General features: G+C 62.2%; 13 protein-coding genes. 1 reads left to right on the top strand and 12 read right to left on the bottom strand.

The annotated features are described in order from the left end of the window. Window positions 1–872, bottom strand: an 872-nt coding sequence (locus EOD15_RS18690) for an ABC transporter substrate-binding protein (RefSeq protein WP_148129577.1), incomplete at its 3' end; no start/stop codon positions are given. Window positions 873–905: 33 nt separating this feature from the next. Beyond that, on the bottom strand, window positions 906–1,115 hold the full coding sequence (locus tag EOD15_RS18685; protein ID WP_127269602.1) for a hypothetical protein: 210 nt from the start codon (window positions 1,113–1,115) through the stop codon (window positions 906–908). Window positions 1,116–1,478: 363 nt separating this feature from the next. Here EOD15_RS18685 and EOD15_RS18680 point away from each other — a divergent pair, with 363 nt between their 5' ends. Further along, window positions 1,479–1,859, top strand: a complete 381-nt coding sequence (locus EOD15_RS18680) for a cytochrome c family protein (RefSeq protein ID WP_127321093.1) — start codon at window positions 1,479–1,481, stop codon at window positions 1,857–1,859. Between the two features lie 47 nt (window positions 1,860–1,906). Here EOD15_RS18680 and gph read toward each other — a convergent pair whose 3' ends face one another. The 10 genes from gph to EOD15_RS18630 form a co-directional block, all read right to left on the bottom strand. Further along, a complete protein-coding gene (gene gph, locus EOD15_RS18675; protein ID WP_127408719.1) occupies window positions 1,907–2,608 on the bottom strand; it encodes a phosphoglycolate phosphatase in 702 nt (233 codons plus the stop codon). Next, window positions 2,605–3,162, bottom strand: coding sequence for a thioredoxin family protein (locus EOD15_RS18670; protein ID WP_127319324.1), 558 nt, complete (start codon window positions 3,160–3,162; stop codon window positions 2,605–2,607). Before EOD15_RS18670 ends, gph begins: the two co-directional genes overlap by 4 nt. Window positions 3,163–3,183: 21 nt before the next feature. Then, a complete protein-coding gene (gene rpe / locus EOD15_RS18665) occupies window positions 3,184–3,870 on the bottom strand; it encodes a ribulose-phosphate 3-epimerase (RefSeq protein ID WP_127319322.1) in 687 nt (228 codons plus the stop codon). Window positions 3,871–3,930: 60 nt separating this feature from the next. Then, a complete protein-coding gene (cbbX, locus tag EOD15_RS18660; protein ID WP_127319320.1) occupies window positions 3,931–4,869 on the bottom strand; it encodes a CbbX protein in 939 nt (312 codons plus the stop codon). A gap of 7 nt (window positions 4,870–4,876) precedes the next feature. Next, window positions 4,877–5,311 (bottom strand): ribulose bisphosphate carboxylase small subunit, encoded by a 435-nt coding sequence (locus EOD15_RS18655; protein WP_013532057.1) that lies wholly within the window; start codon window positions 5,309–5,311, stop codon window positions 4,877–4,879. Window positions 5,312–5,329: 18 nt separating this feature from the next. Then, window positions 5,330–6,823, bottom strand: a complete 1,494-nt coding sequence (locus tag EOD15_RS18650; protein ID WP_127319318.1) for a ribulose-bisphosphate carboxylase large subunit — start codon at window positions 6,821–6,823, stop codon at window positions 5,330–5,332. Between the two features lie 21 nt (window positions 6,824–6,844). After that, window positions 6,845–7,924 carry a class II fructose-bisphosphate aldolase gene (gene fba / locus EOD15_RS18645; protein ID WP_127319316.1) on the bottom strand — a complete coding sequence of 360 codons (1,080 nt, stop codon included), beginning with the start codon at window positions 7,922–7,924 and terminating at the stop codon, window positions 6,845–6,847. A gap of 11 nt (window positions 7,925–7,935) precedes the next feature. Continuing rightward, window positions 7,936–9,948 carry a transketolase gene (tkt, locus tag EOD15_RS18640; RefSeq protein WP_127319314.1) on the bottom strand — a complete coding sequence of 671 codons (2,013 nt, stop codon included), beginning with the start codon at window positions 9,946–9,948 and terminating at the stop codon, window positions 7,936–7,938. Between the two features lie 10 nt (window positions 9,949–9,958). After that, complete coding sequence (locus EOD15_RS18635; RefSeq protein WP_027036917.1) at window positions 9,959–10,831, bottom strand: phosphoribulokinase; 873 nt, start codon at window positions 10,829–10,831, stop codon at window positions 9,959–9,961. 8 nt (window positions 10,832–10,839) lie between these two features. Continuing rightward, window positions 10,840–11,451 (bottom strand): class 1 fructose-bisphosphatase (locus EOD15_RS18630; RefSeq protein ID WP_148129576.1); only part of this gene is annotated, 612 nt, incomplete at its 5' end.

Genomic DNA, 11,451 nt, shown 5'->3' with positions numbered 1-11,451 from the left:
TCCTCGGCGACCGACCGTCTGGGAATGCCCTGGCGGTAGCGATCGCGCAGTTTTTCCAGTTCCTTGCCTTCCGCGCGAATGATCGGCGCCAGGCGCAGCCATTCGTCATCGGATCTGGCCAGCAAGTCCTTGGCTTGCGCGGACGCCCTCACGAAACCCCTGACGGCATCCGGGTTCTCGTTTGCCCATTGGTCATGGAAGACGTAACCGAGGGCCGAAACGGGTCCCAGAGCCCCGAGCGCCTTTGCCGCGTCGTTCACGCCGATCAGTCGACGGAAGCCATTGGCCTCGAGACGGGCGCAAAAATGCCAGAAATTCAGCACCGCATCGAGTTCGCCCTGTATCGCCTTTTCCGAAATCAGCGGCGGCGCGCCAAAGACGATGTCGCTGGTTGCCGACAGGTCGACGCCGAGATCGCGTCTGCTCAGCGCTTGTATAAGCAGCCAACTCTTGTCGAGCGGGCCGCCGGCGACGCCGATTTTCTTGTCCTCGAGATCGGCGACCGTCCGGATCGGCGAATCCTCCTTCACCATGATCGCCCCCACGGAGGTCGAATAGGGGGTCAATGTGAGGTCGCCGCCTTCGGAGCGCTGGCGCGAGACCCATAGCCAGTCGGAGACGATCATGTCGATCGCGCCAGCCAGCATCGCGACGTTGGTTGCATCCTCGCCGGCGAAGTCGATGATCTCCAGATCGATCCCGTTGGCGGCATCGAATTTGTGCCGCCTTAGCGTATCGAGTTCCCAACTCACGGTTCCGAACTTCAGCACACCGAGGCGAATCCTGGCTGCCGCAACGATCGGCCTGGTAGCAAGAACAGCGGCTGTCCCGAGAACCGCCAGACGCAGCGTCATGCGCCGTGAAACCATCATGACACCTCCTCCCCAGGGTTCCGCGCTGCCAAATTAGATGGCTCGTTCCTTGCTCGGAAATGCGCATTTCCAGCGCATGACCTTGAGGTTCGGGTGTTCTTGAGACCATTTCGCGATTTCGCTGGGGGCAAGGATCATGCATTGGAACAGAGTGCCGCGGCTCTCGAAATAGAGATGTTCGTCTCGGCAATTGCTCGGATTGGCGCTGAGGCAAACCGTCAATATGAGATCGACCATGTCCATTCAGCACCTCTTGCGCGTTCCCAAACGCCCATATCGGCGAGCCCAGCCCAACCAGGAGCGAGGACAAAATCACCGCTTGCCGGATTTCCCGAGGTGCCAATGGAGAAACCGGAATGAGGTCAAGCTACGCGCTCGCCGGATAGCCGTCAACAAAGACGAATGGACAGGTCTCTTGAGCACCTAAGCCTCTAAACCTTTGTACGATTGACTTTCACAACATGCCAATTAGCTTCTGAGCCACGCGGCGCGGCTCCACGGGAGAAGCGGATATTCCACTCCACCGCGTAAGGCGCATGCAGACGGATCAAAGGATCGGCATGCGCAAATCGTCCAGGGCACCCAGACGATCAATGAGGAAATACCATGCGCGCAATCGCATTTTTCGCAGTCATGTCCGTTGTGCCCTTCATCGCGAGCCAATCCCAGGCCCAGGATGCGGCGGCTGGTGAGAAGGTCTTCGCCAAATGCAAGGTCTGCCATGCCGCCGACCAGGACAAGAACAAGGTCGGCCCGTCGTTGAACGGCGTCATAGGCCGAACGGCTGGGACACACCCGGGGTTCAGCTATTCTCAGGCGATGGTCGCGGCTGGCAAGTCCGGCGTCAAATGGGATGAGCCCTCGCTGAAGACCTATCTTCACGATCCCAAGGCCATGATCAAAGGAACGAAGATGGCGTTTGTCGGCCTCAAGCAGGACGAAGACATCGCCAATGTCATTGCCTATCTGAAGCAATTCTCGAAATAGAGCGCAGCCGGCCGTTCGAATTTGCCTTCGGCCGGCGGACGCCTTGATCACGCATCGGCTTGCAGCCTCTGCATGGCCGAAGGCAGATCGAAAAGGCTGTCGCAAACGAGGTCGGCGCCAAGCTCTTCCACCGGAATGTGGCTGTAGCCGCCGCGCAACAGAATGACGGGCATGCCGGCGGCGCGTGCGGCGCCCAGGTCAGCGCCACTGTCTCCGACCAGCAGCGCGTCGCCGGCGTCGAACCCAAGCTGTGCCAACGCCAGCAGCAGGGCGTCGGGCGCCGGTTTCAGGAATGTCACCGCGTCTCCGCCAACGATTGCGCCGAAATATTCCGTCAATCCGAAATGAAGCAGGATTTCGCGGGTCGCCAACTGCGGTTTGTTGGTTGCCACGCCCATGCTTACTCCGCCCAAATGAAAGTGGGTGAGAGCCTCCCTGACTCCAGGCATCAGCCTTGTGAGGCCGGTCAGATGCCGGCGGTAGATAGGCGCCATGACGCGGTTGGCCTCATCGAGAGCGTTGCCGAGCAGTGGCGCTCCCGACGCCGCGAAGGCTCGCTCGATCAATTTCCTGACGCCGCCGCCGATCATGGCCGTGACCTGATCCAGGCGCAGCGGCGGCAGACCGCGACTGGCCAGCAGTTCGTTGACGGCGGCCGCTATGTCCGGTGCCGAATCGACCAACGTGCCGTCGAGATCGAACAGGATCGCCTTCGGCGATCGAAGCGGCCTACCTGCGCCGACGTTCATACGGCATCCTTCCACTTGATCGAGCAGCCGATCGAGGCGATCTGGTCCAGCGGCCCGTCGCCGGTTCGGGCAACCTGCTTCATCGCCTCGAACAGATCGCGCCTCAGCCCGGGCGCTCCGGCTTCTCGTCGCGAGGCGTCCAGCCGACCGCGATATTGCAGTCCCAACTCGCTGTTGAACCCGAAGAAATCGGGAGTGCACACGGCTGCGTAATCGCGCGCCACAGTTTGGCGGTGGTCGTGCAGGTAAGGGAAGCTGAAGCCGTTCGTCGTGGCGAAGAGCTTCATTTGGTCGAAGGAATCCTCCGGGTAGGCATCGGCATCGTTTGAGTTGATCGCGACAAAGCCGATACCTTCGGCCTTGAGATCGTTGGCATCGCGCACGATACGTGAAATCACCGCCTTCACATAAGGGCAGTGATTGCAGATGAAGGCCACGACCAGGCCGTTCGGGCCGGCCTGGCTGAAGATCGAATGCGACCTGCCGTCGACGCCAGGCAAAACGGCATCGATGGCGCGCCAGCCGAAATCGCAGACAGGGGGGACGGCCGCCATGCTTGCCTCCGATGGAATTGTTTACGCGGCTTTCCGGATCGCACCGTCGGCCGTCTGTCGGATGGCTCCAATGTTGGCGCGATAGGCCGCCTCGGTGCCCCCCTTGAACACGGCCGACCCGGCGACCAGCACATTGGCGCCGGCCGCGGCGACCAGTGGGGCGGTTTCAGCCGTGACGCCGCCATCGATTTCGATGTCAATCGGGCGGTGGCCAACCAGTGCCTTGATTCGCCTGATCTTCTCGATGACCGCGGAGATGAAGGCCTGGCCGCCAAAGCCTGGATTGACCGTCATCAGCAGCACCAGGTCAAGCCTGTCGAGCACATACTCGATGACGCTCTCCGGCGTCGAAGGATTCAGCGATACGCCGGCCTTCTTGCCGAGATTTTTGATCGCCTGCAGGGAACGATCGAGATGCGGCCCGGCCTCGGCGTGCACCGTGATGATGTCGCAGCCGGCGTCGGCGAAGGCGGCCAGATAGGGGTCGGCCGGCGCGATCATCAGATGGCAATCGAAAATTTTGTCCGTTCGGTCGCGGATCGCCTTGATCACCGGGGGACCAAAGGTGATGTTGGGCACGAAATGGCCGTCCATCACGTCGAGATGGATCCAGTCGGCACCCGCCCGCACGACAGCTTCGACCTCGTCGCCGAGCCGCGAGAAATCCGCGGAAAGCACGGAGGGTGCGATGATTGTCCTGGTGACCATGGTCGTCGTCTCCAATTCTGTCTGCGGGTGTTGGTCGCTGCGCCAGCCGGCTCCATCCCGTCAGCGCATCTTCGTCTCCGGTTCGCCTTCGAGTTTCCCTTCCGCGAACACGCGGCTGCCGCGGATGTCGGATTCCTCGATGGTGACAAGATCGGCTTTGGTCAACACCCGGCTACGCGATGCGAAAAGCCGGTTGGCCTGCCGCAGCCGCGCCCGGTCGAGCCCATTGCGGACCGAACGCGCGTTGGAGAAATGCGGCAACCTCATGCGGATCGGAAGATACTCTTCGAGCGCCTGGGACGCCGCCTCGCTGAGGCGATAATTCTGCTCCGCGAGCATAATCTCGGCGATCGATTTCAGTTCGCTGATGCCATAGTCGGGGAAATCGAGGTGATGGGCGATGCGCGAACGCATGCCGGGATTGCTGTCGAAGAAGCGGTCCATCTTGTTCTTGTAGCCGGCAAGGATCACAACCAGATCGTCACGGTTGTTCTCCATGCACTGCAGCAGGATTTCGATCGATTCCTGGCCGTAGTCGCGTTCGTTCTCGGGCTTGTAGAGATAGTAGGCCTCGTCGATGAAAAGCACGCCGCCCATGGCACGCTTGATCACCTCGCGGGTCTTGGGCGCGGTGTGGCCCACATACTGGCCGACGAGATCGTCGCGCGTCACGGCGACCATGTGGCCTTCGCGGACATAGCCCAGACGATGCAGGATTTCGGCCATCCTCAGCGCCACGGTGGTCTTTCCGGTGCCGGGATTTCCCGTAAAGTTCATGTGCAGCGTCGGAGCGCCCGAGGTCAGCCCGAACTTGCGGCGAAGCCGGTCGACCAGGAGGAGAGCGGCGATCTCGCGGATGCGGGTCTTGACCGGCTTCAGGCCAACGAGTTCACGGTCGAGCTTGTCCATGACCTCGTCGATGTTGGACGCCTCGAACTCGGCCTGCAGATCAACCGTCGCGTCCTGTGCGGCAGCGTCCTTGGTCATCGCGTTCAGCATGGTTCAGCTAGCTCCGCTCGCCCTCGGGCCTGTCGGTCGCATAAGGCACGATCGAATAACCCTGGCTGCGGCCGTCGCGCTCCTGGCGCAGCAGCCGGAACCCGGGTTCGCTGGGCGGCCGGTTGACAATGAACGACATGCGCGGGGCTTCCCAGCCCTTGGTCGAATCGAAGGCGGTTACCCGCACATACATGTTCGGACAGGCTTTCCGGCAAGCGTTGACCTCGAGCAGTATGCCCGCCGGATCTTTCAAGTCGAACATCGGGTTGCCGTACATTTCCCAATAGGTGTTTCGCGGATGCGGATCGTCCGTGTACTCGACGCTGACCGCCCAATGGTTCTTCAGCGCGTATTTGATCTGCGCCGAAATCTGCTCATCGGTCAGGTCGGGCAGGAACGAGAACTGTCCCTGCGTGACCTTGTTTCCCGGATTGGTCATCATGACGACGGTTCCTTTCGTCTAGAAGCTGGGCGTTGCGGTTGGCACAAAGTCGGCCGTGTCGGTCGATTCGTAGTTGAAGGTGACGTCCTTCCAGGTCTCCAGGGCAGCCTTCAGCGGCGTGCACCATCTGGCCGCCTGTTCGAGGATCTTGGTCCCTTCGCGCAAATAATCGCGCCCCTCGTTGCGGGCCAGGATCATCGCTTCCAAGGCGACGCGATTGGCTGTCGCGCCAGCCTGGATGCCGTCCGGATGGCCGATCGTGCCGCCGCCGAACTGCAGGATGACGTCCTCGCCGAGATAGTGGATCAACTGGTGCATCTGGCCGGCATGGATGCCGCCCGAGGCGACGGGCATCACCTTGTTGAGCGAGGCCCATTCCTGATCGAAGAACAGCCCGGTTTCGAGGTTCTGCGGCGTGCGCTCCTCGCGCAGCGTGCCATAAAATCCCTTGATCATGAGCGGGTCGCCTTCCAGCTTGCCGACCACCGTGCCGGCATGGATGTGGTCGACGCCGGCCATGCGCATCCATTTGCAGATGACGCGGAAATTCATGCCGTGGTTCTTCTGGCGCGAATAGGTCGAGTTGCCGGCACGGTGCAGGTGCAGGATCATGTCGTTGCGGCGCGCCCACTTGGCCATCGACTGGATCGCCGTGTAGCCGATGACGAGGTCGATCATGACGATGCAGGAGCCAAGCTGCTTGGCGAATTCGGCGCGCTCGTACATCTCCTCCATCGTGCCGGCGGTGACGTTGAGATAATGGCCTTTGACCTCGCCGGTGGCAGCTGACGCCTTGTTCACGGCCTCCATGCAGTAGAGGAAGCGGTCGCGCCAGTGCATGAAGGGCTGCGAGTTGATGTTCTCGTCGTCCTTGACGAAATCGAGGCCGCCCTTCAGCGCTTCGTAAACGACGCGCCCGTAATTGCGGCCCGAGAGGCCGAGCTTCGGCTTCGTCGTCGCGCCGAGCAGCGGCCGGCCGAACTTGTCGAGCCGCTCACGCTCCACCACGATACCGGTCGCCGGCCCCTGGAAGGTTTTGAGGTACGCCACCGGGATACGCATGTCTTCCAGCCGCAGCGCCTTGACTGCCTTGAAGCCGAACACATTGCCGATGATCGATGCGGTCAGATTGGCGATCGAGCCCGGCTCGAACAGGTCGAGGTCGTAGGCGATGTAGGCGAAGTACTGTTGCTCGGTCTTGGTTCCGGGACCGGTGTTCGGCACCGGCTCGGATCTGAACGCCTTGGCGCGATAGAGCTCGCACGCGGTCAGTCGGTCGGTCCACACCACGGTCCACGTCGCGGTGGAGGATTCGCCGGCGATGGCCGCGGCCGCCTCCTCGTGGTCGACGCCCGGCTGCGGCGTGATCCGGAACATGGCGATCAGATCGGTCTCCTTGGGCCTGTAGTCCGGCTCCCAGTAACCCATCTTCTTGTAGGGGATGACCCCTGACTTGTAGCGTTCCTTGCCTTCCTTGAGCGTCCCCGCTGGCAGTATGTCGATCTTGTTCATGACAGGTCTCCTGTTTGTTGCTCAGGCGGCTTTCGCGGTTGCGATATGGGGATCGAGTTTTCCCGCGGCGTAACGTTTCGCCATCTCGTCCATGGCGATGACCTTGATCTTCGAGGCGTTGGACGCCGTGCCGAAACGCTCGAACCGGTCCCGGCAAAGGTCGCGCAAGGCGTCCATGGCGGGTTTCAGGAATTTACGGGGATCGAACTCGCGCGGGTCTTCCGTCGCGACGCGGCGGAACTGCCCGGCCATGGCCATGCGGCAATCGGTGTCGATGTTGACCTTGCGCACGCCGTAGCGGATGCCGCGCTCTATCTCCTCGACCGGAACGCCAAAGGTCTGGGGCATCTCGCCGCCGTATCTGTTGATGATGTCCTGCAACTCCTGCGGCACCGAGGAAGAGCCGTGCATGACCAGATGCGTGTTGGGCAGCTTTTCGTGGATCGCCTCGATCACCTGCATGGCCAGGATGTCGCCGTCCGGCTTGCGGGTGAATTTGTAGGCGCCGTGCGAGGTGCCGCAGGCGATCGCCAGCGCGTCGACCTGGGTTGCGGTCACAAAGTCGACCGCCTGATCGGGATCGGTCAACAACTGGTCGTGGGAAAGCGCGCCTTCGGCGCCGTGGCCATCCTCTGCCTCGCTTTGACCGGTTTCCAGCGAGCCGAGCACACCCAGTTCGCCTTCGACGGAAGCGCCGACCCAATGCGCCATGCGTGCGACGCGTTCGGTTATGGCGACGTTGTAGTCGTAGCTGGCCGGCGTCTTGGCGTCCGCCATCAAGGATCCGTCCATCATCACCGAGGTGAAGCCGTGGCGGATCGCGGAAAGGCAGGTGGCCTCGCTGTTGCCGTGGTCTTGATGGATGCATAGCGGGATGGCCGGGTGGATTTCGGTCAGCGCCTCCATCATCCTGGCCAGCATGATGTCGTTGGCATAGGATCGGGCGCCACGCGAAGCCTGGATGATGACAGGCGCGTCGCAGGCCTTGGCCGCTTCCATGATGGCGAGGCCCTGTTCCATGTTGTTGATGTTGAATGCCGGTACGCCGTAGCCGTGCTCGGCGGCATGGTCGAGAAGCTGGCGAAGGGTGATGCGAGCCATTGTGAATCCTCCTAGATGATGAGCTTCAGCGCCGCTGCAGCAACCGCTTCGGACGTTATGTTGAAATGCCGGTAGAGGTCGGGGGCAGGGGCGCTGGCGCCGAAGCCGGTCATGCCGACGAAAGCACCGGTCTCGCCGATCCAGCGGTCCCAGCCCAGCCGGGCTGCCGCTTCGACCGCGACGCGCGGCGCCGAGCCGAGGACGGCCTTGCGGGTGGCGCTTTCCTGCTCCTCGAAAAGCTCCCAGCACGGCATCGACACGACGGCGGCGGCGACGCCATGTTCGGTCTCCAGCCTTTCGGCGGCAGCAACCGCGATCTCGACCTCCGAGCCGGTGGCGATCAGCGTGACGGCGCGGTGCCTTGCCGGCTCCCGCAGGATGTAAGCGCCCTGGCAGGAGCGGTTCTCGTCGCTGTGCGACCGACGCAGCATCGGCAGGTTCTGGCGCGACAGCACCAGGACGCTCGGCCGATCCTTGCTCTTTAGCGCGAGTTCCCAGCACTCCGCCGTTTCGATGACATCCGCCGGGCGGAAGACGTTGAGATTAGGCGTGGCACGCAGCATCGCAAGGTGCTCGACCGGCTGGTGCGTCGGGCCGTCCTCGCCGAGGCCGATGGAATCGTGTGTCATCACATAGATGACGCGCTGGCCCATGAGCGCCGAGAGCCGCATCGCGCCGCGCGCATAATCGGCGAAGCACAGGAACGTACCGCCATAGGGCACGAAACCGCCATGCAGCGCGATGCCGTTCATGGCGGCCGCCATGCCGTGCTCACGAATGCCGTAGTGAATGTAGCGGCCGGCATAGTCACCCGGTGCAATGCGGTTCATGCCCTTGGTGATCGTCAGATTCGAGTGCGTCAGATCGGCCGAGCCGCCGACGGTCAATTCCGTTGCGCCATTGATGACCTCCAGCGCCATTTCGGAGGCTTTTCGCGTCGCCACCTTGGTTGCCTTCTCGACATGCTCGCGACGAAAGGCTTCGAGCGCGTCGAAGACCGTGTCGGGCAGTTCGGGGGCGACGGCGTTTTCAAAAGCCTCGCGCCGCGGCGATTTGGCAAGCCGCTGCTCCCAGGCGCGCCGCATCGCTTCGCCGCGACCGGCAATCTCGCGCCAGGCGAAAAGGATATCATCCGGCACATCGAACGGCGCGTGCGCCCAGCCGATGTTTTCGCGTGTCGCGGCGATCTCTGCTTCACCCAGCGGTGCGCCGTGCGTCTTCTCCGAACCGCCGAGATTGGGGGCACCCATGCCGATCACTGTGCGGCAGGCAATCAGCGATGGCCGATCCGACCGCTGCGCCGCCTCGATTGCCGCGGCGACTGCCTCCATGTCGTGCCCGGCGACACTTTGGACATCCCAGCCGGCGGCCTTGAAGCGCGCCGGCTGGTCCATCGACGTGGAGAGGGAGGTCGGCCCGTCAATGGAAATCGCATTGTCGTCCCAGAAGACGATCAGGCGGGAAAGCTTCAGGTGACCAGCGAGGTCTATCGCCTCGTGACTGATTCCCTCCTGAAGGCAGCCGTCGCCCGCAATGACATAGGTATGATGATCGACCAGATCGGCACCGTGACGGGCCGCAAGCATGCGTTCCGCCAGCGCCATGCCGACCGCCATGGAAATGCCCTGTCCCAGCGGTCCGGTGGTGGTCTCCACGCCAAGCGCATGGCCGTATTCCGGATGTCCGGCGGTGCGGCTGCCCAACTGCCGAAATCGCTGCAATTCCTCGACCTGCATGTCTTCATAGCCGAGCAGATGATGCAGCGCGTATTGCAGCATCGAGCCGTGGCCGGCTGAAAGCACGAAACGGTCACGGTCGGGCCAGTCCGGCCTCGACGGATCGATATTGATGAAGCGGTTGAACAGCACCGTTGCGACGTCGGCCATGCCCATCGGCATGCCAGGGTGACCCGAATTCGCCTTTTGGACGCTGTCCATCGCCAGCGCTCGAATGGCGTTCGCCATGTCGCGCTCCGAGACGGGAGCGGTTGTGGTGACGGGCTTCAGTGCTGTTTGGCTGGTCATTGCATCCTCCTCACGACACACGGCTCTTGCGTTCAATCAATTGCAGGATGAGCGGCGTCAGGATCAGCTGCATGGCAAGATCGAGCTTGTTGCCTGGCACCACGATGGAATTTGGCCGCGACATGAACGAGTCGTGGATCATCGACAGCAGATACGGAAAATCGATGCCGCGCGGATTGGCGAAGCGGATAACCAGCATCGATTCGTCGGGCGTCGGAATCCAGCGCGCGATGAACGGGTTGGACGTGTCGACGATCGGCACGCGCTGGAAGTTGATGGCGGTCTGCGAGAATTGCGGGACGATGTAGCGGACATAGTCGGGCATCCGGCGCAGGATCACGTCCATCACCGCCTCGGTGGAATAGCCGCGTGTCGAACGGTCGCGATGGATCTTCTGGATCCATTCCAGATTGATGACCGGCACGACGCCGATCTTGAGATCCGCATGCTTGGCCAAATTGATCGTGTCGGTGACGACACAGCCGTGCAGCCCCTCGTAGAAGAGCAGGTCGCTGGGAGCGAATTCGCGCCATTCGGTAAAGGTTCCCGGTGGCGTGCCGTGCTGCTTTTCCTCTTCCTCATCATGAATGTAGGTGCGGGTCTTGCCGGTTCCGCGGCGGCCATATTCCGCGAACACCTCTTCGAGAATTCCGAGTTCGTTGGCCGCGGCATTGAAATGGGTGAAGTTCGGGTTGCCGGCCTTTTCCTCCTCGGCCACCTTTGCCTTCATCGCCGCGCGATCGTAGCGGTGGAAGGCGTCGCCTTCGATGAAAGCGGCCTCGATGTTCTCGCGCCGGAAAATCAGATCGAAGATGCGCTTGACCGAGGTCGTGCCGGCGCCCGACGACCCGGTGATGGTGATGATGGGGTGCTTGGCTGACATGGTGCTGCTCAGGCTCTGAACAGGCCGCGGCGGCTGAACAGCGGCGCACGCTCACCGATGTTGCTCGGCTCTGTGTGGTAGCGGGTGATGCGCGCGACTTCCCGCGCCGACCCGAAGATCATCGGCACGCGCTGATGCAGGCTCTCGGGTTCGATTTCCAGGATGCGGTTGATCGCATCGGTGGCGGCACCACCAGCCTGTTCTATGAGATAGGCGATCGGGTTGGCCTCGTAGACGAGGCGCAGCCGTCCCTGACCATAGCCCTTGCGCCGATCGCCGGGGTAGAGAAAAACGCCGCCGCGCATCAATATGCGGTAACAGTCGGCAACCAGAGAGGCGATCCAGCGCATGTTGAAATCCTTCTCGCGCGGTCCTTCGGTGCCCTCCAGGCAGTCGTCGACATAGAGCCGCACGGCCTCGTCCCAGTGCCGGTAGTTGGCGGCGTTGATGGCGAATTCCTGAGTGCGTTGCGGAATGATCCGGCTTTCATAGGCCTGGACGAAGGTGCCGAGCCTTGTCGAGAAGACGAAGACATGCGTGCCGCTGCCGAGCGACAGGACGAGTGCCAGCTGCGGCCCATAGATGAAGAAACCGGCGCCTAGCTGGTTCACCCCCGCCTG

Origin of the sequence: Mesorhizobium sp. M7A.T.Ca.US.000.02.2.1 (genome assembly GCF_003996995.1) — a bacterium.
Classification (GTDB): Bacteria; Pseudomonadota; Alphaproteobacteria; order Rhizobiales; family Rhizobiaceae; genus Mesorhizobium.
Note: the sequence above shows the minus strand (reverse complement) of the source record. Positions and strands in the feature narration are given on the sequence as shown.

Coding starts and splice junctions, on each gene's coding strand:
- EOD15_RS18650 (WP_127319318.1), bottom strand. CDS start 6,823: ATGAACAAGATCGACATACTGCCAGCGGGGACGCTCAAGGAAGGCAAG.
- fba (WP_127319316.1), bottom strand. CDS start 7,924: ATGGCTCGCATCACCCTTCGCCAGCTTCTCGACCATGCCGCCGAGCAC.
- EOD15_RS18635 (WP_027036917.1), bottom strand. CDS start 10,831: ATGTCAGCCAAGCACCCCATCATCACCATCACCGGGTCGTCGGGCGCC.
- tkt (WP_127319314.1), bottom strand. CDS start 9,948: ATGACCAGCCAAACAGCACTGAAGCCCGTCACCACAACCGCTCCCGTC.
- EOD15_RS18670 (WP_127319324.1), bottom strand. CDS start 3,162: ATGGCGGCCGTCCCCCCTGTCTGCGATTTCGGCTGGCGCGCCATCGAT.
- EOD15_RS18680 (WP_127321093.1), top strand. CDS start 1,479: ATGCGCGCAATCGCATTTTTCGCAGTCATGTCCGTTGTGCCCTTCATC.
- gph (WP_127408719.1), bottom strand. CDS start 2,608: ATGAACGTCGGCGCAGGTAGGCCGCTTCGATCGCCGAAGGCGATCCTG.
- EOD15_RS18685 (WP_127269602.1), bottom strand. CDS start 1,115: ATGGACATGGTCGATCTCATATTGACGGTTTGCCTCAGCGCCAATCCG.
- cbbX (WP_127319320.1), bottom strand. CDS start 4,869: ATGCTGAACGCGATGACCAAGGACGCTGCCGCACAGGACGCGACGGTT.
- EOD15_RS18655 (WP_013532057.1), bottom strand. CDS start 5,311: ATGATGACCAATCCGGGAAACAAGGTCACGCAGGGACAGTTCTCGTTC.
- rpe (WP_127319322.1), bottom strand. CDS start 3,870: ATGGTCACCAGGACAATCATCGCACCCTCCGTGCTTTCCGCGGATTTC.